Origin of the sequence: Methylophaga marina (genome assembly GCF_030296755.1) — a bacterium.
Classification (GTDB): domain Bacteria; phylum Pseudomonadota; class Gammaproteobacteria; order Nitrosococcales; family Methylophagaceae; genus Methylophaga; species Methylophaga marina.
In genome coordinates this window covers 1,479,898-1,505,896 of the sequence record NZ_AP027741.1, presented here as the reverse complement: position 1 = coordinate 1,505,896, position 25,999 = coordinate 1,479,898, and the positions used below count along the sequence as shown (strand labels likewise).

At 44.2% G+C, this 25,999-nt stretch carries 22 protein-coding genes; 14 read left to right on the top strand and 8 right to left on the bottom strand.

Translation table 11 applies throughout. The annotated features are described in order from the left end of the window. Positions 1-48: 48 nt before the first annotated feature. Entirely contained in the window at positions 49-402 is a 354-nt protein-coding gene (locus QUE24_RS07750) for a diacylglycerol kinase (RefSeq protein ID WP_286306019.1), read from the top strand. On the opposite strand, the gene lgt is transcribed toward QUE24_RS07750, so the two are convergent. Beyond that, positions 386-1,171: a prolipoprotein diacylglyceryl transferase gene (gene lgt, locus QUE24_RS07745; protein ID WP_286306018.1), complete on the bottom strand. Its 786-nt coding sequence runs from the start codon at positions 1,169-1,171 to the stop codon at positions 386-388. The genes QUE24_RS07750 and lgt overlap by 17 nt on opposite strands. A 294-nt stretch (positions 1,172-1,465) precedes the next feature. Between lgt and QUE24_RS07740 the strand changes: the two genes are divergently transcribed. The 3 genes from QUE24_RS07740 (at position 1,466) to QUE24_RS07730 (ending at position 3,855) form a co-directional block, all read left to right on the top strand. Beyond that, complete coding sequence (locus QUE24_RS07740; protein ID WP_286306017.1) at positions 1,466-2,197, top strand: TorF family putative porin; 732 nt, start codon at positions 1,466-1,468, stop codon at positions 2,195-2,197. Positions 2,198-2,259: 62 nt separating this feature from the next. Continuing rightward, positions 2,260-2,598: a P-II family nitrogen regulator gene (locus tag QUE24_RS07735; RefSeq protein WP_007144177.1), complete on the top strand. Its 339-nt coding sequence runs from the start codon at positions 2,260-2,262 to the stop codon at positions 2,596-2,598. An 18-nt stretch (positions 2,599-2,616) separates the two neighbouring features. Further along, positions 2,617-3,855 (top strand): ammonium transporter, encoded by a 1,239-nt coding sequence (locus QUE24_RS07730; RefSeq protein ID WP_286306016.1) that lies wholly within the window; start codon positions 2,617-2,619, stop codon positions 3,853-3,855. Between the two features lie 79 nt (positions 3,856-3,934). Here the strand turns inward: QUE24_RS07730 and hemE are convergent, their stop codons facing one another. The 3 genes from hemE to gltB all read right to left on the bottom strand — a co-directional run bounded on the left by hemE (position 3,935) and on the right by gltB (position 11,031). Next, positions 3,935-4,999 (bottom strand): uroporphyrinogen decarboxylase, encoded by a 1,065-nt coding sequence (gene hemE / locus QUE24_RS07725; RefSeq protein WP_286306087.1) that lies wholly within the window; start codon positions 4,997-4,999, stop codon positions 3,935-3,937. A 120-nt stretch (positions 5,000-5,119) separates the two neighbouring features. Further along, the gene (locus QUE24_RS07720) at positions 5,120-6,523 is read right to left on the bottom strand and encodes an FAD-dependent oxidoreductase (RefSeq protein WP_286306015.1); all 1,404 of its coding nucleotides are present in this window, start codon (positions 6,521-6,523) and stop codon (positions 5,120-5,122) included. Between the two features lie 23 nt (positions 6,524-6,546). Continuing rightward, positions 6,547-11,031 carry a glutamate synthase large subunit gene (gene gltB, locus QUE24_RS07715; RefSeq protein WP_286306014.1) on the bottom strand — a complete coding sequence of 1,495 codons (4,485 nt, stop codon included), beginning with the start codon at positions 11,029-11,031 and terminating at the stop codon, positions 6,547-6,549. A gap of 228 nt (positions 11,032-11,259) precedes the next feature. Here gltB and purE point away from each other — a divergent pair, with 228 nt between their 5' ends. From purE to QUE24_RS07695, 4 genes are all read left to right on the top strand, one after another. Next, entirely contained in the window at positions 11,260-11,751 is a 492-nt protein-coding gene (purE, locus tag QUE24_RS07710; protein WP_286306013.1) for a 5-(carboxyamino)imidazole ribonucleotide mutase, read from the top strand. Positions 11,752-11,855: 104 nt separating this feature from the next. Continuing rightward, the gene (locus QUE24_RS07705; RefSeq protein ID WP_286306086.1) at positions 11,856-12,995 is read left to right on the top strand and encodes a 5-(carboxyamino)imidazole ribonucleotide synthase; all 1,140 of its coding nucleotides are present in this window, start codon (positions 11,856-11,858) and stop codon (positions 12,993-12,995) included. Between the two features lies 1 nt (position 12,996). After that, positions 12,997-13,308: an Rdx family protein gene (locus QUE24_RS07700; protein ID WP_286306012.1), complete on the top strand. Its 312-nt coding sequence runs from the start codon at positions 12,997-12,999 to the stop codon at positions 13,306-13,308. A gap of 10 nt (positions 13,309-13,318) precedes the next feature. Beyond that, positions 13,319-13,834: a hypothetical protein gene (locus QUE24_RS07695; RefSeq protein WP_286306011.1), complete on the top strand. Its 516-nt coding sequence runs from the start codon at positions 13,319-13,321 to the stop codon at positions 13,832-13,834. A gap of 24 nt (positions 13,835-13,858) precedes the next feature. On the opposite strand, the gene topA is transcribed toward QUE24_RS07695, so the two are convergent. The 4 genes from topA to QUE24_RS07675 all read right to left on the bottom strand — a co-directional run bounded on the left by topA (position 13,859) and on the right by QUE24_RS07675 (position 18,873). Then, positions 13,859-16,141 carry a type I DNA topoisomerase gene (gene topA, locus QUE24_RS07690; protein ID WP_286306010.1) on the bottom strand — a complete coding sequence of 761 codons (2,283 nt, stop codon included), beginning with the start codon at positions 16,139-16,141 and terminating at the stop codon, positions 13,859-13,861. Positions 16,142-16,227: 86 nt separating this feature from the next. Further along, positions 16,228-16,695, bottom strand: a complete 468-nt coding sequence (locus tag QUE24_RS07685) for a Smg family protein (RefSeq protein WP_286306009.1) — start codon at positions 16,693-16,695, stop codon at positions 16,228-16,230. A 24-nt stretch (positions 16,696-16,719) separates the two neighbouring features. Beyond that, positions 16,720-17,823, bottom strand: a complete 1,104-nt coding sequence (gene dprA / locus QUE24_RS07680; protein WP_286306008.1) for a DNA-processing protein DprA — start codon at positions 17,821-17,823, stop codon at positions 16,720-16,722. Between the two features lie 18 nt (positions 17,824-17,841). Beyond that, complete coding sequence (locus QUE24_RS07675; protein ID WP_286306007.1) at positions 17,842-18,873, bottom strand: LysM peptidoglycan-binding domain-containing protein; 1,032 nt, start codon at positions 18,871-18,873, stop codon at positions 17,842-17,844. 395 nt (positions 18,874-19,268) lie between these two features. Here QUE24_RS07675 and def point away from each other — a divergent pair, with 395 nt between their 5' ends. From def to QUE24_RS07645, 6 genes are read left to right on the top strand one after another with little or no spacing between them, the layout of a single operon-like run. Further along, positions 19,269-19,772, top strand: a complete 504-nt coding sequence (def, locus tag QUE24_RS07670; protein WP_286306006.1) for a peptide deformylase — start codon at positions 19,269-19,271, stop codon at positions 19,770-19,772. 9 nt (positions 19,773-19,781) lie between these two features. Next, entirely contained in the window at positions 19,782-20,711 is a 930-nt protein-coding gene (fmt, locus tag QUE24_RS07665) for a methionyl-tRNA formyltransferase (RefSeq protein ID WP_286306005.1), read from the top strand. Further along, positions 20,704-22,017: a 16S rRNA (cytosine(967)-C(5))-methyltransferase RsmB gene (gene rsmB / locus QUE24_RS07660; protein ID WP_286306004.1), complete on the top strand. Its 1,314-nt coding sequence runs from the start codon at positions 20,704-20,706 to the stop codon at positions 22,015-22,017. Before fmt ends, rsmB begins: the two co-directional genes overlap by 8 nt. Then, positions 21,995-22,570 (top strand): DUF4390 domain-containing protein, encoded by a 576-nt coding sequence (locus tag QUE24_RS07655; RefSeq protein WP_286306003.1) that lies wholly within the window; start codon positions 21,995-21,997, stop codon positions 22,568-22,570. Before rsmB ends, QUE24_RS07655 begins: the two co-directional genes overlap by 23 nt. Beyond that, the gene (locus QUE24_RS07650) at positions 22,561-24,726 is read left to right on the top strand and encodes a sensor histidine kinase (RefSeq protein ID WP_286306002.1); all 2,166 of its coding nucleotides are present in this window, start codon (positions 22,561-22,563) and stop codon (positions 24,724-24,726) included. The genes QUE24_RS07655 and QUE24_RS07650 overlap by 10 nt, the downstream gene beginning before the upstream one ends. Continuing rightward, a complete protein-coding gene (locus QUE24_RS07645; protein ID WP_286306001.1) occupies positions 24,723-25,997 on the top strand; it encodes a sigma-54-dependent transcriptional regulator in 1,275 nt (424 codons plus the stop codon). Before QUE24_RS07650 ends, QUE24_RS07645 begins: the two co-directional genes overlap by 4 nt. Positions 25,998-25,999: the final 2 nt, after the last annotated feature.

Genomic DNA, 25,999 nt, shown 5'->3' with positions numbered 1-25,999 from the left:
TGTTTGCCTATAATTCAAACATTTATATTAATAACTGCTGAGAACTTTATGGAAAAAAATCGTGGCATTAAGCGTTTACTCTTCGCTCTGGTCTACTCATGGCAGGGTCTTCGATCAGCTTTAAAACATGAAGAAGCTTTCCGTCAGGAATTTTTTGCCTTTGTTTTATTAGCAGCGTTCAGTTTTTACCTGGATGTCACAGCGGTAGAACGACTTTTGATGATTTCCAGCATCGTGTTAGTCATGATAGTGGAAGTACTCAACTCAGCGATTGAAACCGTTGTTGACCGGGTAAGTACAGACAAACATAAGTTATCTGGGCGCGCTAAAGATTATGGTTCGTTTGCTGTGTTAATGACTATTCTCATCGCCACTGCAACTTGGCTTACGGTTTTACTCTAGCTTCAACCTTATAAGACACAATCATCAGGATGATGCCAAAAATGATCATAGGTAAGCATAGAATTTGTCCCATGGTTAACCAATCAAAAGCTAAATAACCATATTGAGCATCAGGAATACGCACGAATTCTACCAAGAAGCGGAAAAAACCATAACCCAATAAGAACAAGCCAGAAACCGCCGCTTTCGGTCTTGGTTTGGATGAGAACCACCATAAGATGATAAATAGCAAAACACCTTCTAAGGCAGCTTCATAAAGTTGCGATGGATGTCTTGGTAGTGGGCCCGCACCAGGAAACACCATGGCCCAAGGCACATCTGTGACTTTCCCCCATAGCTCACCATTAATGAAGTTACCGATCCGACCAAACATCAAGCCGATAGGTACCATCGGCGCAATAAAATCACTGATATCAAAAAAGGATTTACCTGTTTTCTTACCAAACCACGCAAAGGCAGCTAGTACACCCAACAAACCACCGTGGAAAGACATTCCACCTTGCCATATTTTGAATATGTTTAATGGGTTCTCCAGATTCGCCTGAAAATCATAAAAAATGGCATACCCTACGCGCCCACCAATGATCACGCCTACCGCGCCGTAAAACAATAAATCTTCCAATTGTTGCCGAGTCCACTCCGTTTTATTGACGCGATAAAGTCCCAGCAACCAGACAAACAAAAAACCGAATAAATACATCAGCCCGTACCAATGTATGTGGAGGGGACCGATACTTAGGGCAATGGGATCAATTTGAGGATAATTCATATATGTCACTTTATATAAGGTATGGCAATCATACCAACTCAATGCCTCCATGGCGATGAATAAAACATAACTGCACCATTTTGGACAAAGCGTCAAATTTGTCGCACCAAATTGATCACATGTTAAGCCTAGACTGTTTCCACTACCTCCTCATCCCTCTGTTTTTTATAACATTTGTAAAGTTGGCACACATTCTGCTCTTGTTGTTGTAGTCTGAATACAAAGTGTTGCAAAAGACCAACGCAGGTATTCAAGAAAGACTAAAAACATTTTAAACCGAGGAGTAACACCATAATGAAATTACGTACAATTTCGGCTCTTACATTAGCAGCATCAACCATGTTTGCTGCTTCATCAGCAATGGCTTGGGAAAGTGAAGACGGTCAGCACTCAACAAGTGCATCTGTTGGCCTTTACAGTGATTATATCTTCCGTGGTATTTCATTCACTGATGAAGACCCAGCAATCCAAGGCAGCTTTGATTATGCACACGCATCTGGCCTATATGCTGGAACATGGGCGTCAAACTTAAGTGATAGCTCTGACAGCAATATCGAGATTGACCTTTATGTTGGCTTTGCTAATGAGTTTGGTGATACAGGTATTGGCTATGACTTTACCGTTTTACGCTACATGTACCCAGGTCAAAACAGCAATGATGAATTAGATTACACCGAATACCTTGGTGCTCTGTCTTACAGCTATTTCACAGCAATGGTCGGTTACACAAGTGAACTGAGCGGTGATAGTGATATTGATGAAACATATTATAACTTGTCATTTGACTATGAACTTCCATATGGTATTGGATTCAATGCAGCTGTTGGTTACACAGACTCTGATCGTAATGATGGCACAAGCCTGTCAGACAGCTATGTAGACTACACTCTTGGGTTATCTAAGTCATTTATCGGCCTTGATTGGTCAGTAGCTTATGTTGGCACTAATGGCGATGGTGAAGACTTTGAACTACAAAACGGTACATCAGATGATCGTCTCGTATTTGGTGTTAGCTCATCATTCTAAACTTCTCACAGCTACCCCCTCGATGTTGAGGGGGTAGATTTTCTACAGAAGGAAATACGCTTATGAAACAAGTTGTAGCAATTATTAAGCCCTTCAAGCTTGATGATGTCAGAGAATCTCTCTCAGAAATCGGCGTACAAGGATTGACGGTTTCAGAGGTAAAAGGATTTGGACGTCAAAAAGGCCACACAGAGTTATATCGTGGTGCTGAATATGTCGTTGATTTCTTACCTAAATTGAAACTGGAAATCGCCGTTGATGACGATATCGTCGAACAAGTGATTGAAGCCATTATCAAAGGTGCCAATACTGGCAAAATCGGTGACGGTAAAATCTTTGTTTATCCATTAGAGCAAGTGGTCCGTATTCGCACAGGCGAAACCGGCCCAGATGCATTATAAGCTTGAGGAGTAGAGAATATGGAAAATAGTATCTTCGAACTCCAGTATGCCCTGGATACCTTTTACTTTTTAGTAAGTGGCGCCTTGGTTATGTGGATGGCGGCCGGCTTTGCCATGCTTGAATCAGGTCTGGTTCGGTCGAAAAACACCACAGAAATACTGACTAAAAATATTTTAACTTATGCTATCGCATGCACCATGTATCTGATTGTAGGTTATGATCTCATGTATGGCGGCGGTATTTTCTTGGATGGTCTTGCTGCTGACGGTGTCACTGGCGCAGAGGATCCAGCAACATACTCACCATCATCTGACTTCTTCTTCCAAGCAGTCTTCGTTGCAGCCACTATGTCAATCGTGTCTGGTGCAGTAGCGGAGCGTATGAAGTTATGGACTTTTGCTGCTTTCGCTGTAGTCATGACTGCTTTCATTTACCCAATGGAAGGTAGCTGGACTTGGGGCGGTAATGATGTATTCGGCATGTACAACCTTGGCGATCTTGGTTTCTTAGACTTCGCTGGTTCAGGTATCGTACACATGGCTGGTGCTGCCGCTGCTTTAGCAGGTGTTCTGTTACTTGGTGCTCGTAAAGGTAAGTACGGTCCAAATGGTCAAATTAACCCAATTCCTGGTGCTAACTTACCATTAGCTACTCTGGGTACATTCATCCTGTGGATGGGGTGGTTTGGTTTCAATGGTGGTTCTGTTCTAGCAACTGCTTCAGTTGAAAGTGCAAACGCCGTTGCAAATGTTTACCTCAACACTAATGCTGCTGCTGCAGGTGGTGTTATCGCAGCACTTATTGTAGCTAAACTGATGTTTGGCAAAGCTGACCTGACAATGATTTTGAACGGTGCATTAGCAGGTTTGGTTGCTATTACAGCTGGCCCTGATACACCATCACCACTGATGGCTACTATCATCGGTGCAATCGGCGGTATCATCGTTGTCTTCTCAATCATCTTCTTAGACAAAGTGAAAATCGATGACCCAGTTGGTGCAATCTCTGTTCACGGTACAGCTGGTCTGTGGGGTCTGTTAGCAGTGCCTTTAACAAACAGCGATGCTTCTTTCTCTGGTCAGTTAATCGGTGCAGCAACTATCTTTGTTTGGGTATTCGTTGTCAGCTTAATTGTCTGGGGTATCCTCAAAGCAGTCATGGGTATTCGTGTCTCTGAAGAAGAAGAGTACGAAGGTGTTGACTACGTTGAATGTGGTATGGAAGCATACCCAGAGTTTACTAACACTGGTAAATAAATCAGTCGTTAGATAATCTCACAAAAAAAGGGCAAGTATTGATTACTTGCCCTTTTTTATGCTTAACAATCAGCAAAGTTTACTGATGATATTTTTCGCTTAACCGGTGAACTGACTCAACAAGTCTTGCCATATTCTCTGGGTCAACTGATGGATGAATACCATGGCCGAGGTTAAATACATGGCCTGTCCCTTTTCCATAAGCCTCAAGGATCGTGCTAACCTCCTGTTCAACTCGATCAGGTGATGCATATAAAACACATGGATCCATATTGCCTTGCAGTGTGACTTTCTCACCAACGCGTTGTCTTGCTGAACGAATATCTGTTGTCCAATCTAGACCAAGGCCATTGACACCAGTTTCAGCCATCCACTCGAGCCACTGTCCGCCACCTTTGGTAAATAGTGTAACCGGCACTTCTCGGCCTTCAGACTCTTTAGTTAAACCATTCAAAATTTTTTCCATATAGGCGAGAGAGAAGGTTTTATAATTTTCAGGACTGAGAGCCCCACCCCAGGTATCAAACAACATAATCGCCTGTGCACCGGCATTAATTTGGGCATTAAGATAGGCAATCACAGAATCAGCTAACACGTTTAACAGAGCATGCATTTGATTAGGTGCATCAAACATCATTCCCTTAATCTTGGCGAAATCTTTACTACTACCACCTTCTACCATATAACAAGCCAATGTCCACGGGCTGCCACTAAAACCGATGAGTGGTACTTTGCCATCGATTTCTTTTCTGGTGAGACGAATTGCATCCATCACATACCCCAGGGAATCTTCCATATCAGGAACTGAAAGATTAGCTATATCCTGAGCAGTCTGAATTGTTTTAGAAAACTTAGGACCTTCACCTGTCACAAAATGTAGTCCAAGCCCCATTGCGTCAGGAATTGTCAAAATATCTGAAAAGATGATCGCGGCATCAAGATTATAGCGTCTAAGCGGTTGCAGTGTCACTTCACAAGCCAATTCAGGGGTTGAGCAAAGCGTCATAAAATTACCGGCTTTTTCTCTGACTTTACGATATTCAGGTAAATATCGACCTGCCTGCCGCATTACCCATACCGGCGTTTTATCGACGGGCTGTTTTAGTAATGCTCTGAGATAACGATCATTTTGTAGACTACTCACCATTGACTCCTGAATAACTGGACCTACTTTGAAAGTAATAGATATAAAAAAGGCTTCATCATACAGGATGCGATATCTCTGTATGAAAAAGCCTTATTGTTTAATGATGTAGATCAGTAATTAAACGTCTAAGAAATCCAGAATACCTTCTGCCGCCTGACGTCCTTCCCATACTGCAGTCACAACCAGGTCAGAGCCACGAACCATATCACCACCGGCAAAAATCTTAGGGTTAGTTGTTTGGTACTTAATCGCTGCTTCTGAAGGAGCTAATACGCGACCACCATCATCGATTGAGATATTGAATTTCTCAAACCATGGCGCTGGACTTGGACGGAAACCAAACGCAATGACAACCGCATCAGCAGGAATGATTTCTTCACTTCCTGGCACCGGCTCTGGACGGCGACGGCCACGTTCATCCGCTTCACCTAAAGCGGTAGTCACCACTTTAACGCCTTCGACTTTACCATTACCCACGATTTCTACTGGCTGACGGTTCCATAAAAACTGAACACCCTCTTCACGCGCATTATTTACTTCGCGTCGTGAACCAGGCATGTTCTCTTCATCTCGACGATATGCACAAGTGACACTCTCTGCGTTTTGACGGATAGAAGTACGGTTACAATCCATTGCGGTATCACCACCACCCAAGACCACAACGCGTTTGCCTTCCATTGAGACATAGTCATCGGTAGGAATATCGAGTAAGTGTTTATTATTGGCTACTAAGAAAGGTAAGGCTTCATATACACCGGGTAAGTCTTCACCAGGGAAACCACCCTTCATATAGGTATATGTACCCATACCAAGGAATACGGCATCATAGTCATCAATTAATGTCTGGAAATCAACGTCTTTACCCACTTCGGTATTCAAGCGGAATTCAACACCCATGCCTTCAAGTACTTCACGACGACGCTTAACAACCTGTTTTTCCAGTTTAAATTCAGGTATGCCAAATGTCAGCAAACCACCTATTTCTGGATAACGGTCAAATACAACAGGCTTTACACCGTTACGCACAAGGACATCGGCAGCACCTAAACCTGCTGGACCCGCCCCAATGATAGCGACACGTTTGCCAGTCTCGACGACATTGGACAAATCTGGGCGCCAGCCTTGCTCAAGCGCTGTGTCTGTGATGTATTTCTCAACAGAACCGATAGTCACTGCACCAAAACCATCATTTAACGTACACGCACCTTCACATAACCGGTCTTGCGGACAAACCCTGCCACAAATTTCTGGCAGAGTATTAGTGGCATGGGATAGCTCGGCAGCTTCTTCTAAATTGCCCTCACTGACTAGTTTCAGCCAATTCGGAATATAGTTGTGAACGGGACATTTCCATTCACAGTATGGGTTACCACACTCTAAACAGCGGTCTGCTTGCTCTGCTGAAGAATCGGCATCAAAATCACCATAAATTTCACCAAACTGTTTGATCCGAACGTCAGCATCAAGCTTCTTTGGGTCGAAACGCCCCACATCTAAAAACTGAAATGTATTTTTTGCCATAATTATTATCTTAGTCTCTGGACTTATGCCGCTTTAGTAGCAAGTTTTAACAAGCCATCAATTGCTGCTGCTTTTGGTTTTACTAACCAGAACTCTTTAATGCGTTGTTCAAACGCATCGAGCAACTGATGTCCCCACACACTACCGGTTTCACGAACATGATCTTCAATCATACCTTTGAGATAGAGTGATAATTCTGACATTTCAGGGCTATCAATTCTGACGAGTTCGACGAGTTCTTTGTTATAACGCTCAGCAAACGTATTATCACTATCTAATACAAATGCCAGACCGCCAGTCATACCGGCACCGAAGTTCAACCCTGTTTCACCAAGTACAGCGACAACCCCGCCCGTCATATATTCACAACCATGGTCACCTACGCCTTCTACGATAGCTGTAGCTCCGGAGTTACGAACGGCAAAGCGTTCACCAGCACGACCTGATGCATAAAGCGATCCGCCTGTTGCACCATATAGGCACGTATTACCCATGATACTGGCTTCTTGCGTTTCAAACTCACTCTCAGGTGAAGGATAGATAACAAACTTACCGTCAGCCATACCTTTACCAACGTAGTCGTTGGCATCACCTTCAAGGTACATTTCAAGGCCACCAGCATTGAACACGCCAAAGCTTTGACCAGCAGAACCTTTTAGTTTGAGACGAATCGGTTTATCAGCCATGCCATAGTTACCGTACAGCTTGGCAATTTCACCGGATAATCGTGCACCAATAGACCGGTTGATATTCCGTACTTCGTAGCTGAATTCACCGCCGGTTTTGTTAACAATGGTTTCTTTGATATCAACCACCATTTGCTCAGCCAATTCACCTTTATCATAAGGTTCATTTTTTGGCTCTAAACAGAATTGTGGTTTATCAGCAGACACACCAGCGGAAGACAATAACGGCGCCAAATTCAAACTTTGTTGTTTTGTCGTTTCACCCGGTAATAACTCCAATAAGTCAGTGCGACCGATCAAATCCTGCAGACTGACCACACCTAACTTAGCTAACCACTCTTGTGTTTCACGAGCAACAAACTGGAAGTAGTTCATCACCATCTGTGGCAAACCAATGAAATGTTGCGTACGCAGCTTCTCATTTTGAGTTGCAACACCGGTTGCACAGTTATTGAGGTGACAAATACGTAAGTATTTACAACCCAGCGCGACCATTGGGCCAGTACCAAAGCCAAAACTTTCTGCACCAAGAATCGCTGCCTTGATAACATCCAGACCAGTTTTTAAGCCACCATCTGTTTGTAGGCGTACTTTATCGCGTAAGTCATTGGCACGAAGCGTTTGATGAGCCTCACTCAGACCTAGCTCCCATGGACCACCTGCGTATTTCACAGAGGTAAGCGGACTTGCACCGGTACCACCATCATAACCAGAAATGGTAATCAGATCGGCGTAAGCTTTCGCCACACCAGCAGCGACCGTACCCACGCCAGCTTGTGATACTAGCTTCACAGATACCAGCGCATCAGGATTCACCTGTTTCAAGTCAAAAATCAGCTGGGCAAGATCTTCGATTGAATAAATATCATGATGTGGCGGTGGTGAAATCAATGTCACACCTGGCACAGAGTGGCGCAAAGTTGCAATCATCTGATTGACTTTACCACCTGGCAACTGACCACCTTCACCTGGTTTCGCACCTTGAGCAACTTTGATCTGCAACACTTCTGCATTAACAAGATAATGTGGTGTGACACCAAAACGGCCAGAGGCGATCTGCTTGATTTTTGAAACACGTTCATTACCAAAGCGATCAGGATCTTCGCCACCTTCACCTGAGTTAGAACGGCCGCCTAATCTGTTCATAGCCACCGCGAGTGCTTCATGTGCCTCAGGCGATAAAGCGCCTAATGACATACCTGCACTGTCAAAGCGTTTAAGGATGTTGCTCACATCTTCAACTTGGTTCAGTTCAAGAGGTTGATCCGATAATTTGACCTTCATCAGGTCACGTAACACCATAGGTGAACGTTCATTCACCAGCTCAGCATAGGCTTTGTAATCATCGTAGCTGCCACCTTGAACTGCTTTTTGCAAGGTAGCGATAATGTCAGGGTTATAGGCGTGATACTCACCACCATGGATAAACTTCAACAAACCACCTTGTGCACGTTTTTTACGTTGATTCCAAGCCAGTTTTGCTAATGTCTCATCATCAGACTGAAGATCTTCAAATGTTGAACCACTGACACGGCTTGTGGTTGCCGTAAAGCATTTATCAACGATGCTGTCGTTTAGGCCGACAACTTCAAATAGCTGGGCACCGCGATAACTCGCAATCGTGGAAATACCCATTTTTGAAGTGATTTTGAACAACCCTTTGTTGATACCTTTACGATAGCGACGGCATAACTCTGCACGATCCAACCCTTTAATTTCATTGGTATGAATCATATCGTTCAAACAGGCATAAGCTAAGTATGGATAAATAGCTGTAGCGCCATAGCCTAGTAACGTGCCAAAGTGATGTGGATCACGCGCTGTGGCAGTTTCTACGATAACGTTCGCATCACAACGCAGGCCAGCCTGAATAAGACGTTGATGCACTGCACCTGTCGCCAATAAAGCATGAATAGGCAGTTTATCTTTAGCTATATCACGGTCACTCAACACAACCACAACGGTACCATCAGCGACTGCTTTGATAGCTTTATCGCAAAGCGCATCAATGGCAGCTTCAAGACCGACTGCTGGATCGTAGTTCAGTGATATAGTCACTGACTCATATTCAGCATTGTCTTTACCCATTGCCAATAATTGGCGGAACTGACTTTCTGACAGTACAGGGGAATCAACGACAACACGTTGAGCATGATCTTCACCTTCTTCGAACATGTTGCGCTCTTCACCGAAACATGTTTCCAAAGACATCACTATATTTTCGCGAAGTGGGTCAATTGGCGGGTTGGTGACCTGTGCAAATTGTTGACGGAAATAATCGTAAACAGAACGGACATGTTTAGATAAAACAGGAAACGGCGTATCGTCACCCATTGAACCAATCGCTTCCTGTCCAGCCTCACCTAAAACACGGATGACCTGATCGCGCTCTTCAAAGGTGATGTTGAACAGTTTCTCATAAACCTGGTATTCCTCACCTTCAAGTGTAGGGCCAGTTTCATCATCAGCCGCATCAGACAATCTTTGCAGATTATTTTCTAACCACTGACGATAAGGTTGTGCTTTTTTCAGCATGTTATCGATGTCTTCCGGCATCAATAACTCACCGGTTTGTGTGTCAACTGCAAGCATTTGTCCTGGCTTCAAACGACCTTTCGCAATAACATCTTCCGGTTCGTATTTATATACACCCACTTCAGAAGCCAATGTGATATGGCGATCTTTGGTGATGATGTAGCGGGCAGGACGCAGACCATTTCTGTCTAATGTACATGCAGCATAACGACCATCCGTTGTCACTACACCTGCAGGACCATCCCATGGCTCCATATGCATGGAGTTGTAATCGTAAAATGCTTTTAAATCAGCATCCATGGTTGGATCATTCTGCCATGCAGGTGGAATAATCAAACGCATCGCACGGAAGAGACTGACGCCACCGGCTAATAAAGCTTCCAGCATATTATCCATGCTGGATGAGTCGGAACCAGAAGTGCCGACTAATGGGCGAATATCATCCATGTTCTCAATGAGAGATGTCGCAAACTTGGCACCACGCGCTAATGCCCAATTGCGGTTACCTTGAACAGTGTTAATTTCACCATTGTGCGCTAAATAACGGAATGGTTGAGCCAAACGCCATTGCGGCCAAGTGTTGGTTGAAAAGCGTTGATGGAAAACAGCAATCGATGTTTCCATGCGTTTGTCATTCAGGTCTTTATAGAATACCGGCAAGTAAGACGGCATAACCAAACCTTTATAAGACACCACGTGTGAAGACAAACTAGGAATGTAGAAATCCGCGTCACCAGTCACAGCTTTCTCAGCTTGACGGCGCGCAATATACAGCTGACGTTCAAAATCAGCTTCAGACATATCTTTCGCGGCGTTGACAAAGACTTGGCGCATCACAGGCAGTGATGTTAATGCTTGCTGACCGCAAGCCGAAGCTGGATCAACGGGCACATCACGCCAGCCTAAAACCTCTAAGCCTTGCTTGGTCAGACTCTGAGCAACCGCGTTTTGCGCAAAATCTGCTTTGGCATCGTCCTGCGATAAGAAAACCATCCCCACGGCATAGAGTGGAGATAAGCTATAACCATGCTCTTCCGCTATGGCTTTAAAAAAGCTATCTGGTTTCTTCAGCAATAAGCCGCAACCGTCCCCGGTCTTCCCATCAGCGCCAATAGCACCACGGTGGGTAAGATTACCCAAGGCTTCAATTGCAGTCTCGATTAACCAATGACTGGCTTTATCGTCCATCTGGGCGATTAGGCCAAAACCACAGTTATCACGTTCAAATTGCGGTCTGTAAAGACCTTGATTCATTTCTGTTGGCTGACTCACGTCACGTACCTTCATATTAGTTAGCGCCGTCACTGCTCACCCGTCGGATAGTCCGGCGGTATTCGGAATCGTCTTCGAGGAGCGTTGACCAAATACGGCAGAAAGGATCATCTATTATAACGATGGATACCTTGCCATTCAATTATTACGATACCTTCCTTGGCAAAATATGAGCGTTAAATTTTCCTATTTTCAATAAAATAGCTAAAATGCACTGTTTTTGACGAAAACTACGGAACGATCATGGACAAACCCTTAATCGGTGTCGTCATGGGCAGCAACAGTGACTGGCCCGTTATGCAAAAAGCCGTTGAGCAACTTGACGCATTTGGCATCAGCTATGAAGCCAAAGTGGTCTCAGCTCACCGTACCCCTGACCTTTTAACAGCGTATGCGGAATCAGCTCAACAGCGAGGACTGGCTTGTATTATAGCAGGCGCCGGCGGAGCAGCGCACTTACCAGGCATGTTAGCCGCCAGTACGATCGTCCCGGTTTTAGGTGTGCCAGTGCCATCCAAATACCTGAAAGGTCAAGACTCACTGCTATCTATCGTACAAATGCCAAAAGGCGTGCCGGTTGCAACCTTTGCCATCGGTGAAGCTGGCGCAGCCAATGCGGCTTTATTCGCTATAGCCCAGTTAGCCATCAACGACGAACAGCTCTCGGCAAAGCTCGACGCTTTCCGTAAAAAACAACATCAAACCGTTGTTGAGATGACTTTACCACCTCAATAGTACACAAACTGATGAAACATTGATTAAATTTTAATCAATGACACATTTATATTAAAGATAGCTTCACTTACTTTACGATTAGCATAAATTTAATGAGGTCCATGATGAATACACAGATATTACCCGGTTCAACTTTAGGTATGCTGGGTGGTGGACAACTCGGCCGCATGTTTACCTCAGCAGCACAAGTGATGGGCTATAAAGTAATTGTCCTCGATCCCGATCCTCAGAGCCCAGCTGGCATTATTGCAGATCAGCATATTTGCGCTGCTTATGATGATGAAGAGGCATTAGCAAATATGGCAAAACTCTGTGATGCCATCACAACAGAGTTTGAAAATATTCCTGCGCAAACATTAGCCTTTCTTGAACAAAGAACCACAGTCCACCCTTCTTCGAAGGCGCTTGCCTCAACACAAAACCGTAATGTTGAGAAAAATTTTATCGCCTCACTAGGTATACAAACGGCCCCTTTTTTCACAATTCGTAACAAACAAGATATTGCTGAAGCAGAGAAAGTCATTGGGTTTCCTGCGATTCTCAAAGTCGCGACCTTTGGTTATGACGGTAAAGGTCAAGTCCCATGTCAGACTATTGAAGATGTGTACGCAGGCTTTGAAACATTAGCAGAGAAAGAATGTGTTTTAGAGCAACGCATTGATTTAGACAAAGAAATTTCTGTTGTTTTAGCAAGAAGTCAGACAGGTACAATTATTAACTTTCCAGTCGCTGAAAATGCCCACGTGAATGGCATCTTACATACGACAACCGTTCCCACATCCGTTAGTGCCGAGCAGTCCCAAAAAGCGATTCAGATCGCTAATGATATCGCCAAAGGTCTAGGGTATGTTGGCACCATGGCAGTAGAGTTTTTTGTGAGTCAGGATGGTGAAATCATCGCGAATGAAATTGCGCCTCGTCCACATAACTCTGGTCATTACACGCTTGATGCTTGCTCTACGTCACAATTCGAACAGCAAGTTCGTATGTTGTGTGGCTTACCAGCTGGGGATTGTGACTTAATCAGCCCTGTTGTCATGGTGAACTTATTGGGTGATGTCTGGGGTCACAGCCAGCCTCACTGGGAAACATTGCTCTCAGAGACAAATATAAAACTCCATCTGTATGGGAAACAAGAAGCACGTCCTGGCCGTAAAATGGGTCACTTCAATGTGTTGGCTGAAACAGTTGAACAAGCGATGCAACAAGCTGAAACATGTTTTGAAAATTTAAAAGCAGATTAACTTGGCTACTCAGAATAATCATATTGCGATCAGCTACTGCACACAATGTCGCTGGTTATTAAGAGCCACCTGGATGGCTCAAGAGCTATTAACGACTTTTGATGATGAAATTACATCATTAAGCTTAATTCCTGCTTCCGGTGGCCTTTTTGAGGTACACGCAAATGAACAACTACTTTGGTCTCGAAAGCAAGAGGGACGGTTCCCTGACATTACTGAGTTGAAACAACTCGTGCGTGATGTGATTGCCCCTGACAAATCTCTGGGGCATAGTGAGAAGAAATCCGACAAAACTGCTCAATCTGAAAGGTAAGGTATTCATAATGCGTATTCATCTCACAAGCCCGCACCGTATCTTAAAAATCAGTTTATTGATGTTGTTTACACTGTTGCTGATGGGCTGTGATGACACTAATGCACCTTCACCTCAAACGCCAAAACGACACCAGTTGACGGAGTTAAGTCAAAAAAATATAAATGCCTATACCAATGAAATGGTCAGCAATTACATCAAGATTCAGGATCAACTAATCCAGCATTATCAACAGGCGAAACAGAACAAGAATACTTTTGAGTTTATTCAGTATCGCAACCACGCATGGACACCTGAATATATTTCTCTAAAAAACAAATACAGCCGGGACTTTAAACATAATGAGCCATTTTTAAATGGTCAGCCAAGCGCCCCTTTATTCACCATTTATGAAAATTTGATATACATTGGTCTTGACTTGAAAAATGGGCTGCTTGAAGACGATGAGGTTCGCCAACAATCCGCCTTAGAAGCAGCAAAAAAAGATAGAGAGCTGGCGTTAAGTATCCAACAACAACTTAAATAAAGCCTGCCCTAAGTAAAACAGGCTCTAGCTTTCCACTTTCTCTGAGTAATCACAGTCTTTTTGTGGGCAGACTTTCTCTGTGCCGCGGCTTTTGGTTGTCTTGAGCGTTAAGATTGGCCAATTACACTTCGGACAAGGTTCTTTTAATGGCTCATTCCACAAAGCATAATCGCAATCTGGGTACTCAGAACACGAATAGAACACTTTGCCTCGACGTGACTTACGCGTCAGAATCTCGCCTTTGTGACATTGCGGACATTCAACACCGGTATTAACTGGGCGCTCTAATGACTCAATATGTTTGCATTTAGGATAACTGGAGCAACCGATGAATTTTCCATAACGACCAGTTCGTATCCATAAATCAGAGTCACACTTCGGACATTTTCTGCCTTCAACAACCTCAGGTTCATTATTGCTTGTCTCTTCACCATCGATATTTCGTGTGTAATCACACTCAGGATAGCCAGTACAACCAATAAAGCGGCCACTGCGACCAAGACGGCTGGATAACTTTTTACCGCATTTTGGACAGTCTTCATCCAGAAGCTCTTGTGTTACATCACTACGCTGAACTTCTTTATCTTTCGTTTCGACTTGTTCTTTGAATGGTCCCCAGAACTTCCTCAGCAACGGTATCCACTCTTCCTCGCCTCTGGCTACCGCATCAAGCTCATCTTCCAATTCAGCGGTAAAATTGTAATCAACGTATTTCGTGAAATGATCAACAAGGAATTTCCCTACCACACGACCAACATCTGTGGGATGAAAACGTTTATTGATTATTTCCACATATTCACGCTGCACAAGAGTAGAAATTATGCTGGCGTAAGTCGATGGTCGACCAATATCATGTTCTTCAAGACTTCTCACCAGGCTGGCTTCACTGTAGCGTGGTGGTGGTTCTGTAAAATGCTGCTCTGGTCTGATGGCTTTTAACTCAACCACCTGCCCCACTTCCATTGCAGGCAAAAGCTTCTCATCTTTATCGCTACTGGCAGCGTCATCCTTATCTTCCAGATAGACACTCATGAAACCGGGATTAACTACGGTCGACCCATTGGCTCGGAATGTATTACCCTTACCACAGGCAAGGTCAACAGCAACCGTATTCAAGGTAGCATGAATCATTTGACTTGCCATGGTGCGCTGCCAGATCAGCGTGTAAAGCTTCAACTGATCAGCTGAAAGATACGCTTTCATTTCTTCTGGTGTTCTTAGCACAGAAGTCGGACGTATCGCCTCATGGGCTTCTTGTGCATTTTTTGATTTGGTTTTGTATTCCTGTGGTTTTGCAGGCACCATTTTCTGGCCATATTTTTCTGCAATGAATCCACGTATTTCGTCTAAGGCTTCTTGAGCTAATGTGACGGAGTCAGTACGCATATAGGTGATTAAACCAACCGCGCCTTCACCCGTATCAACACCCTCATAAAGTTGCTGGGCAACGCTCATAGTGCGTTGGGCACCAAAGCCAATTTTTCGTGACGCTTCCTGCTGAAGAGTAGAGGTTGTAAACGGGGCTGCCGGATTACGTTTACGTTGTTTTTTCTCCACATTCGAAACCAGCAGTTTGCCTTCTGCCGCTTTCTCTAATTTTTTTACAACGCTCGATGATTGTTTTTCGTCAGTAACACTAAACTGACTGAGTTTCTCACCTTCAAAATAAGTTAGCTTGGCCTGGAAATCTTTCTTTTCAGCGACAGCATCCGCTTCGATACTCCAGTATTCCTTGGCAATGAATGCTTCAATCTCCAGCTCTCGCTCGACGATCATTCTCAGTGCTGGACTTTGCACGCGTCCAGCAGATAGACCACGTCGCACCTTTTTCCACAACAAGGGGGAGAGAGTAAAGCCGACAAGGTAGTCAAGTGCTCGTCTTGCTTGCTGGGCATTAACAAGTGACATGGATAACTCACGCGGATGAGCTACCGCATCATTAACAGCTTGTTTAGTAATTTCATGGAAAACAACGCGATGAGTATCTTTGTCTTTAAGCGCGCCACGCTTTTTCAGCAACTCGAACAAGTGCCAGGATATCGCTTCCCCTTCTCTATCAGGGTCAGTCGCGAGATAGAGGGCATCGGCTTTTTTCATCGCTTTTACAATCGCATCGACATGCTTACTGTTGCGATCAATGACTTGATATTTCATCGCAAAATCTTTAGCGGTGTCGACAGCCCCCTCTTTTGGCAATAAATCACGTACATGCCCATAAGATGCTAATACTTCTACATCCTTACCGAGGTATTTTTTGATTGTTTTCGCCTTGGCTGGCGACTCAACGATGACTAGTTTTTTTCCCATTTTCTCCGATACCAAAAACCTACGCACATACAAGCAAAGCCCTTTGTGACGGGCGATGTTGGAGTTTTTATTCTAATATTTTTAGTCTAGTGAACGACGGCTTCTATGTCTTCAAAGACCAAGTCTTCCATCCAGGCAAAAGCGACTTCTCTTCCTGGTTGATAAAACAACACCATCAGCACGACCCACTTAAGCTGATCAAGGTCAATTTCTTCAGCATCCAGTGCCATGACTCGTTCTAACACTATTTCACGGGTTTCGACGTCTAAAACACCGACTTGTTCCAGAAACAGTAAATAACCACGACAGTGCACATCCAAGCGCTCTAGTTCAACATCACAAAATACACGCATTGTGGCATGTCTTTTGAGCGGCTGATCCGATGCAACGGTCATGTTATCTAGCCATTCTAGCGCTTTGTGGATTTCTAATTCCTGAAAACCAACCTGCTCTAACTCAAGCTCTAATATCTCATTGTCAGGTTTGTTTCGCTCTTCCGTATCGATGTAGGTTTCAAACAGATATAACAACACATCAATGACATTTTCTTTCATTTGACTCTCTTTAATAAGCCTGGTTCAGGAACCCGTCCGAACATAACGGCCGCCGGGTAATGACTCGACCTCACCCTCTAGCTCTAGTAATAACAGCATGGATGAAACCGCATCAGCCGTCAATCCAGTATTTTCTATCAACCTATCAATAGCGATGGGGTCATATCCAAGATGGTTAAGCAGAACTTGATAATCGCCATCCTTTTCATGTGTAGATTCTATTTCTTCTTCAGTTTGTATTACTTGTGGCTTAAGACCGGCCAGCGCACCCAACTCTTCTAAAATATCCTGAGCTGTTTCCACTAGTTTGGCACCATCACGAATTAACTGGTGGCAGCCTCTCGATAAAGGATTATGAATCGAGCCGGGAATGGCAAAGACTTCACGTGATTGCTCCATCGCCATTCTGGCAGTGATTAGAGAACCACTCTTTAAGGCAGCTTCCACAACTAAGGTACCCAGCGATAAGCCACTTATAATTCGATTTCGTCTGGGAAATAATTCTGGTTTGGGTGATGTACCCAAGGGAAACTCTGAAACGATAACCCCATTTTTAACAATATCATGAGCTAACTGTCTGTGTTTCGCTGGATAAACACGATCAAGCCCTGTAGCAACAACGGCAATGGTTTTCCCACAACTCAACGCACCTTTATGTGCAGCGGCATCAATGCCCATCGCAAGTCCACTGGTGACGACTAAACCACCATCAGCAAGATAATGAGCAAAGTCATAGGCGGTATTTCTGCCTGAAGCAGAAGGGTTACGGCTACCGACTATAGCCAACTGCCAATCGTTTAATAATGAAACCTCCCCCTGTACGTAGAGTAATGGCGGCGGGTCTGAAATTTCTTTAAGCAAAACGGGATAACGTTCATCGTCGATGGTGAGAATATAGCGATCGTCTTGCTCCAACCAGAGTAAGTCTTGCTCAACCTGTTGCCAGTCGGGATGACGGAGGTTCTCTACCAGTTTTTCATTGAAACCGCTTAACTGATTAGGGTTATTTAGTATGTATTGTGGACTGCCATACTGCTGCAACAGCTTGTGGTATGTTACTGGGCCAATCCCTGGCACTCGTTGTAAAGCAATCCAACAAGCCAATTCACTTTGCTTGTTAGCTGTCATTCCGCTGAATAAGTCCTTTTAAGGCGCGCTTTTCACTCGATCGTATAAATGAATGGCCGTTGTTGCTTTCATAATGATGGCATAACTGACTTTGTCATATAGTTTGAATACCATCGCTTCACCAGCATGCTCATCGGGTAACGTCACGGTATCTTTGTTGTCTGCAGAAACGGAGTCTTTGATCGTTTCTCCTGCTTGATAAACGGATAACACATGCCCCGTTTCCAGACCATCTCGTTTACCTAACGTCAAAACCACTATCTGGTACTGCCCTATCTGAGAAACACCATCAAACACAGAAATAATACGACCATTGAGAGGCTTTTCAGGTGAACGTGGGATAAAATTCAGATCAAAATCCTGATCTTCAATTTCTAGCAAACGATCGCCTACCTGAATTTCTCTATTAGTGTAGGTGAGTCGTACTTTTGCAGGATCTTCCTTGGTTAAGCGCTCAGCATCACCTGAGTAAATCGCTTCATAGCCCAACACTTCTCCATTATCAGGATCCTTGTAGGCTTTACCACCACGGAAAAGACTGTATGTATCACTTTCTCTATCAGCGATGCCTTTTACGTAAACATAGTCACCGGCCCCTGAAATCAGACGTTCATCAGCACTTGCTACAACATAAGGGGCGTTATCTAAGGCCTCTTCCCCAACCACTCTTGGCTTAGATAAAAAAGGACCAATCGCTGACAACGGTATTGTCATAATCGGTTTATCCAGAATCGTTTCACGAACTTCAGGTGATAACTTGACACTGCGTTTACCACGATTGACTTCAATAACAGGTTTGCCATTACGATAACTGAGAGACAATTCATCCCCTGGGTAAATCAGGTGTGGATTTTCGATTTGAGGGTTAACATGCCATATTTCAGGCCAATGCCAGGGGTACTTGAGAAACATCCCTGAGATATCCCACAAGGTATCACCTTTCTTAACTGTGTATTGCTGGGGATGTTCTGGATTAAGCTCCACTTCCTTAGCCAGCAAAGGCGTGCTCAGCAGAAGAAAAAACAAACTCATCGCAATGTGCTTTATCATCGAACCATCCTCATGGACTTAATCTCGCCACAATCCTGTTATGGGCAATTTGAGTAGTGTGTTATAAGCCTTATAACTAATCAAGTATCGCTACCAGCGTCAAACTTAATCATTTTTATGCGACAAGTAAACTCTGACCATCAATTCTCAGGCTTGCTCGAGAAACTAGTCTTCCACTTTATCTGTTGCATCAGGCACACAATACAGAAAAAAGTATTGAAAAAACGTTAATCAATGCCGCTTATGACTTTACCTGTATTCGGGTGTAGACGAATGCTGAACAATCAGAGCCATAAGTTATGTGCATTGTAATCGCGTCATATTTTCAATACGTCGCTGGCAGACTACAATATAAGGTTTGTATATGCAGCAACTCATCCTGATAGGTATTACTCATGGCCATTTTAAATATTCTTCATTTCCCTGATCCAAGGTTGCGCAAAAAAGCCGAGCCCATCCAGAAAGTGACTGACGACATTCGCCAACTTGCCGACGATATGCTCGAAACGATGTATGATGCGCCAGGAATCGGACTCGCAGCGAATCAAGTGGATGTGCAAAAGCGCCTGATTGTGATCGATATTTCAGAAGATAAATCCGACCCTCTGATTCTAATAAACCCGGAAATCCTTGATAAAGAAGGCGAGCGGGAGTACGAGGAAGGTTGCTTATCAGTCCCTGAAGCTTATGAAACTGTTGTTCGTGCTGACACAATAAAAGTCAGGGCATTAAATCGACATGGTGAGGAATTTGAGCTTGCCGCAGAGGGATTGCTGGCAACCTGTGTTCAGCATGAAATCGATCATTTAGATGGAAAATTATTTGTTGACTACCTGAGCAATCTAAAGCGTCAACGTATAAAAAAACGCCTAGAAAAACATCAAAAACAAAAACTATAAGGATTCTGAATGCGCATTATTTTTGCCGGTACTCCGGCTTTCGCCGCAGAAACACTGAAAGCACTGATTCATACCGAGCATGAAATATGCGCTGTTTACACTCAGCCCGATCGTCCTGCGGGCCGGGGTCGTAAACTGACGGCCAGTCCAGTAAAACAAGTTGCACAGGAACACGATATTCCTGTTGAACAGCCTCTTAACTTTAAATCTGATGATGCCGTAAACATATTGGCTGCTTATCAAGCTGATTTAATGGTTGTTGTCGCTTATGGACTTTTATTGCCACAAATCGTGTTGGACACCCCAAGACTGGGTTGTATTAATGTTCATGCTTCACTCTTACCTCGCTGGCGAGGTGCCGCACCTATTCAAAGAGCCATATTAGCTGGTGATAAAGAATCAGGAGTATGCATTATGCAAATGGAAGCCGGTCTTGATACCGGCCCTGTTCTTGCTGAAGCACGTTGCCCGATTACTGAACAAGACACAGCTCAAACCTTACATGATCGCCTCGCTGTATTGGGAGCAAAAACCTTGGTTGAGTCTCTCGACAATATCGAAGATCAACAAAAAAATGCGCAATCACAAGATGATGCTTTAAGTACCTATGCCGCTAAACTGGATAAAAAAGAAGCGGATATAGATTGGCACACCACCGCTCAAGATATTCTTCACAAAATTAACGCTTTTAATCCTTGGCCCGTGGCTCAAACACTCTGGCATGATGCTGTTTTTCGTATATGGCGAGCAGAATGGATAAAAGAGCACTCGGCACAAGCAGCGGGTCAAATCATCCATGTATCAAAAGCCGGTATTGATGTTGCCACCAGCGATGGAACACTACGCATCACTGAGCTACAACTGCCCGGGAAACGCGCCATGTCTGTTCAAGACTTTCTCAATGCACATTCAATCGAAGTAGGCGATCATTTTGGCTAAGCCCAACCACTTAAAAGGTGCACGAACGAATGCTGCACTTATACTGAATGAAGTGGTTGTGCAGCAGCGCTCACTCAATACAGCTTTAGCTCACTACCTGCCTCATGTCGATGAAAAAGATCGTAGCTTCTGCCAGCAACTCTGTTATAGCAGTTTACGGCATTACCCCACTCTGCAATTTATCGCCCATCAACTCATAAAAAAACCGTTCAAAGCAAAAGATAAGGATATTGAGCAGCTTTTAATACTCGGAATTTTGCAGTTACGGTTTTTAAATACACCGGACCATGCCGCTATTTCAGAGACTGTGGATGCCAGTAAAAAACTCAAAAAAGTCTGGGCGGGTGGTTTATTAAATGCTTGCCTGAGAAACTACTTAAGGCAACAAGAACATATCGATCAAAAATTGTTGGCAAACGAAGCCGCAAGTCAGGCTCACCCAAACTGGCTACTCCATTTATATCAAAGTGACTGGCCAGAAAACTGGCAAAACATTATTGAGGCTAACAATAAACAGCCGCCAATGATGCTTCGTGTTAACCAGCAGAAGGTTTCACGTGAAGCATATTTAAAACAGTTAACGTCACAGCAAATTACAGCCTCAATCATAGAGGCTACTGATAATGGGATATTACTAGACCAACCTTGTGATGTTTATAAGCTCCCAGGCTTTGAGGAAGGGTGGGTTTCGGTACAAGATGGTTCTGCTCAACTAGCCACAATGATATTGGATATCAAGCCAGGACAACGTGTGCTAGACGCTTGCGCTGCACCTGGTGGTAAAACATGCCATATTCTCGAATCATCTCCTAACAATGACATCACAGCCATTGATATCTCAGCTGATCGCTTACTTCAGATCCAACAAAATACAGATAGACTTGGATTACATGCCACCCTAATCGCAGCTGATGCAGCCGACACATCAGCGTGGTGGGACGGACAGGCTTTTGATCGTATTCTTATTGATGCGCCATGTACCGGTAGCGGTGTGATTCGTCGACATCCAGACATTAAGCTGCTGCGCCACCCCAAAGATATCGATAGCTTAGCCAGTCAACAGCAAATTTTGCTAGATAATTTATGGCCATTACTAAAACCTGATGGCTTAATGGTTTACACTACCTGCTCTGCCTTTAAAAAAGAAAATGAGCAGCAAATTGAAGCGTTTCTACAACGACATCCGGAAGCTGAAGAGCTTAGACTCTCACCAACACCAGCCACACCGAGACCCTTTGGCTACCAAAGACTCCCTGGTGACGATGTTATGGACGGTTTTTATTATGCCTGCCTACGTCGTAAGTAAACGCCTTTTCCTATCACTCTTCTTATGGTTGTTTATTCAAACATCCGCCACAGCCTCTGTTTTTAGCGTTAACAACCCTGTAGTTCATCCCATTGGTAATGCCTATGTACTCACCGCTCAAATCAGTTACCCACTGACACCACGAGTGATTGAAGCACTGCAAAACGGTGTACCCATTACTTTCTTACAGGAATTCCGGCTAATAGATGCATTCCCTTTGCTAGGGAGTTTCTGGCAGTGGGAAACAACGCTATGGGAAAGCACGATGACTTACGAGCTGCGCTATCATGCTCTGTCTGAACAATATATTGTGGAGTCTCTCGACACCCATGAGCAGCAAAACTTCCCTAGCTTGAGTGGTGCCTTAAAAGCGCTAGGTGATATTAATGCCTTATCGCTACCACCAGAATTTACACAAGAGCCAGATAATCTTGTGCTCGAAATACGTAGCGGCTTAGATCTCAATGCCTTACCCACCCCCATGCGTCCAGGCGCATTGATCTCAGACAAATGGCAATTAACTAGTCCATGGGTTCAAGCAGTATGGCTATAAGCCTCATTAAGCGATTAAGCTCAGGTACGGCTCCCTACTTTTCACTCGCTTTTTTATTGCTTGTTCTTGCCTATCTGCTAAGTGCAGCCACTCAGGACAGCTCACGGCTTAATGAGCTATTTCTCGTTATCTTTGGTATTGGTGTCGCTTGCTTATTATTGCTTGTGGGCATTTTGGCACGTAGCCTCTATCGTTTATATCGTGACTTTAAAAAGCATGAAGCAGGCTCACGCCTGACAGTGAGGCTAGTCAGCTTATTTGTTCTGCTAATTTTAGTCGCGACATCGATTGTTTATAGCTTCTCGATTCACTTTCTGCATCGCGGCATTAACAGCTGGTTTGATGTCAAGGTAGAGCAAGCGCTCAATGACTCGCTTGAATTAAGTCGAACGGCTTTTGGTATACGGATGCGCACCCTGTTACGCCAAACTCGGATGATGGCCGGGGTATTAAGTGAACTGCCCGATAATGAGCTATCACATAGCCTACGAGATTTAACGCAGTTAAGTGGCGCACTGGAGCTCAGCATCTGGGCCAGAGATGGTCAACCGATTGCTTCCAGTATTGAAAGCCCAACCATTATGGTACCAAACAGACCAAACGATACCATCATGCATCAGCTGCTTCAGGGTGAAGACTATATTGGCATGGATCCATCCGAGAACGATAAACTTCAATTACGCGCTGCTGTTAGGATTCCACAAAAATCGGTCTTGGCTGAAGAGCGGATTCTCAATGTGCTGTTTCCCATCAACGATCATCTCAGTGATTTGGGAAAAACCGTGCAAGATGCTTATGCGGATTACAAAGAATTAAGCTACCTGAGAAAACCATTAATCAGTGTCTTCACCCTCACGTTAAGCTTAATCGTATTTTTAACCATTCTGGTATCAATCTGGTTTGCTATCTGGATATCCCGCCGTATTGTCGAGCCTTTGCAAGAATTGGCTGAAGGCACCCAAGCAGTGGCATCTGGTAACTATAATATGCAACTGACCGCCTCAGGCCATGACGAAATAGGCTTTCTGGTACGCTCATTTAACCAGATGACTCAACGTCTGACCCATGCCCGTAACGCCTCACAACGAAGTCACCGTTTACTCGAACAACAAACCAGTTACCTCACCACTGTTCTAGGTAGCTTATCCAGCGGTGTGGTGACTGTGGATAAACGCCTCTATCTACACACCGCCAATAACGCCAGCAGTAAAATTCTAGGGGTGAAGTTACAGCAACGTCTGGAAAGCCCGTTATCCAAGCTCGCAGAAATTAATAAAAACATGAAAACCTTCTGTGAAATGATTGAACGTTGTGCTGTCAAAGGCATCGCCTGGGAGCAACAAGTAGAACTGCAAAAACAAAACGGTAACCAAACATTGATTTGTCATGGTACCGAGTTACCCAATAACAGTGGCTGGGTGATTGTCTTTGAAGACATCACTACTCTGCTACAAGCCCAGCGTAATGCGGCTTGGGGCGAAGTCGCGCGCCGGCTGGCTCATGAAATCAAGAATCCATTAACACCGATTCAGCTCTCTGCAGAACGCCTACAACGTAAATACAATGCCATTGTGCCGGAAAATCAGCTCGAAACTGTGGATAAACTGACCAACACCATTATTCAGCAAGTCGAAGCAATGAAAGAGATGGTGAATGAATTTTCAGAGTATGCCCGAACACCTGCGCTTCAACTCCAGTCATATGACATTGGTCAGCTGATTCGGGAAGTGCTGACCATGTATCAGAGCAATCCAAATCACCAATTTACCCTCTTGAACAGCCCTGAAAATGTCGCTGTTGAAATTGATGTCAACCGTTTCCGACAGGTCATGCATAATCTACTGAAAAATGCGATTGAGGCTTGTGAAGATGCTCAACTTCCCGTTGATATCGTTATCAGTTACCATCCACTTACTCACCAACAACGCCGTTGGCTTGAAATTTCTGTTCGGGATTACGGTCCAGGCATTCCTGTTTCTATCATTGATAAATTATTTGAACCTTACGCCACAACTAAACATAAAGGTACGGGCCTGGGTTTAGCCATCGTTAAAAAAATGATTGAAGAACATGGTGGTGATGTCTGGGCAGAAAATCTGGACCCAGAGGGAACGAGTATAATTATAAGATTGCCATTGGAGGAGTCACCGTCGTGAGTAACGATAAACCACTGATTCTTGTTGTAGATGATGAACCGGATATCCGCGAGCTCATCAAAGACATTCTGGAAGACGAAAACTATCACGTCAGAATAGCCGCTGATGGGCAAGAAGCACAGCAAGTCTTTAGTGAAGAACAACCAGACCTAATCCTGCTGGATATCTGGATGCCAGATATTGATGGCATCAGTTTGCTGAAAGAGTTCAAACAACAAAATAAAAGTGTCACGATTGTGATGATGTCAGGTCATGGCACCATCGAAACAGCTGTGGAGGCAACCCGTTTAGGCGCAAGTGATTTTATCGAGAAACCGCTATCTACCGCTAAGTTACTTCGAGGCGTCGAACAGGCACTGGAAAATCGAGAAAAACAAGCGATTATTCAACGGGAATTAGCACAAGCACCGGTTGGCAAAAGCCATCAAATCAAACTATTACGAGAACAGGTTGAACGGGTTGCTAAACATGAAATGCCTATTCTTCTGGTGGGCGAACCAGGCACAGGTAAACATTGTTTCTCTCATTACCTACACAGCCTGGGACAATACGCAGGGGGTAAGTTTATTGAAGTCAGCCCTGAAAGTTTTCCTTTAGATAGTCTCAAGGCTGTCACGCTGGCTAAAAACAACTGTCTGTTTATCAATGATTTGGCATTGTTGAGTGATGAAGCACAGGCACTATTATTACACCTTCTTGAAAGTAATAAACTTGAACACTGTCAACTCATCTGTGCAACACAATATTCCTTGCAGAAAGCGGTTGATAATGGTGATTTTCTGGAAAGTCTCCTGTATCAGCTCAACAGCATCACATTGGTAGTTCCACCTTTACGTGATCATATTGAAGATATCCCTGAGTTGGTACACCATTTTGTGGATACACAGACAACACGATCTGGCCTGCCATATCGACGTTTTACCGTGGCAGCGCAAAACCGCCTTAGAAATCACGACTGGTCAGGGAACGTTCTTGAACTCAAAAATGTGATTCAACGCTTGCTTGTCTTGGGCAATGGTGAAGATATTGATGTCGCCGATGTCGACATGGCACTTGCCTCGGAAGCAGAAGCCATTGAAAACGGCGATGAAACTATCAATTTTGACTTGCCACTTCGCGAGGCCAGAGAACAGTTTGAACGTATTTACTTGCTGCAAAAATTACAGGAAACCGATGGTAATGTCGGTAAAGCCGCCAAATTGGCGGGTATGGAAAGAACCCATCTTTATCGAAAGCTTCGCTCTCTCGGTATTGATACCAAACAGATTTAGGA

Bases quoted from the DNA above. Each gene is read 5' to 3' on its own strand.
- QUE24_RS07750 (WP_286306019.1), top strand. From the start codon at position 49: ATGGAAAAAAATCGTGGCATTAAGCGTTTACTCTTCGCTCTGGTCTAC.
- lgt (WP_286306018.1), bottom strand. From the start codon at position 1,171: ATGAATTATCCTCAAATTGATCCCATTGCCCTAAGTATCGGTCCCCTC.
- QUE24_RS07740 (WP_286306017.1), top strand. From the start codon at position 1,466: ATGAAATTACGTACAATTTCGGCTCTTACATTAGCAGCATCAACCATG.
- QUE24_RS07735 (WP_007144177.1), top strand. From the start codon at position 2,260: ATGAAACAAGTTGTAGCAATTATTAAGCCCTTCAAGCTTGATGATGTC.
- QUE24_RS07730 (WP_286306016.1), top strand. From the start codon at position 2,617: ATGGAAAATAGTATCTTCGAACTCCAGTATGCCCTGGATACCTTTTAC.
- QUE24_RS07720 (WP_286306015.1), bottom strand. From the start codon at position 6,523: ATGGCAAAAAATACATTTCAGTTTTTAGATGTGGGGCGTTTCGACCCA.
- gltB (WP_286306014.1), bottom strand. From the start codon at position 11,031: ATGAAGGTACGTGACGTGAGTCAGCCAACAGAAATGAATCAAGGTCTT.
- purE (WP_286306013.1), top strand. From the start codon at position 11,260: ATGGACAAACCCTTAATCGGTGTCGTCATGGGCAGCAACAGTGACTGG.
- QUE24_RS07705 (WP_286306086.1), top strand. From the start codon at position 11,856: ATGAATACACAGATATTACCCGGTTCAACTTTAGGTATGCTGGGTGGT.
- QUE24_RS07695 (WP_286306011.1), top strand. From the start codon at position 13,319: ATGCGTATTCATCTCACAAGCCCGCACCGTATCTTAAAAATCAGTTTA.
- topA (WP_286306010.1), bottom strand. From the start codon at position 16,141: ATGGGAAAAAAACTAGTCATCGTTGAGTCGCCAGCCAAGGCGAAAACA.
- QUE24_RS07685 (WP_286306009.1), bottom strand. From the start codon at position 16,695: ATGAAAGAAAATGTCATTGATGTGTTGTTATATCTGTTTGAAACCTAC.
- dprA (WP_286306008.1), bottom strand. From the start codon at position 17,823: ATGACAGCTAACAAGCAAAGTGAATTGGCTTGTTGGATTGCTTTACAA.
- QUE24_RS07675 (WP_286306007.1), bottom strand. From the start codon at position 18,873: ATGATAAAGCACATTGCGATGAGTTTGTTTTTTCTTCTGCTGAGCACG.
- def (WP_286306006.1), top strand. From the start codon at position 19,269: ATGGCCATTTTAAATATTCTTCATTTCCCTGATCCAAGGTTGCGCAAA.
- fmt (WP_286306005.1), top strand. From the start codon at position 19,782: ATGCGCATTATTTTTGCCGGTACTCCGGCTTTCGCCGCAGAAACACTG.
- QUE24_RS07655 (WP_286306003.1), top strand. From the start codon at position 21,995: ATGCCTGCCTACGTCGTAAGTAAACGCCTTTTCCTATCACTCTTCTTA.
- QUE24_RS07650 (WP_286306002.1), top strand. From the start codon at position 22,561: ATGGCTATAAGCCTCATTAAGCGATTAAGCTCAGGTACGGCTCCCTAC.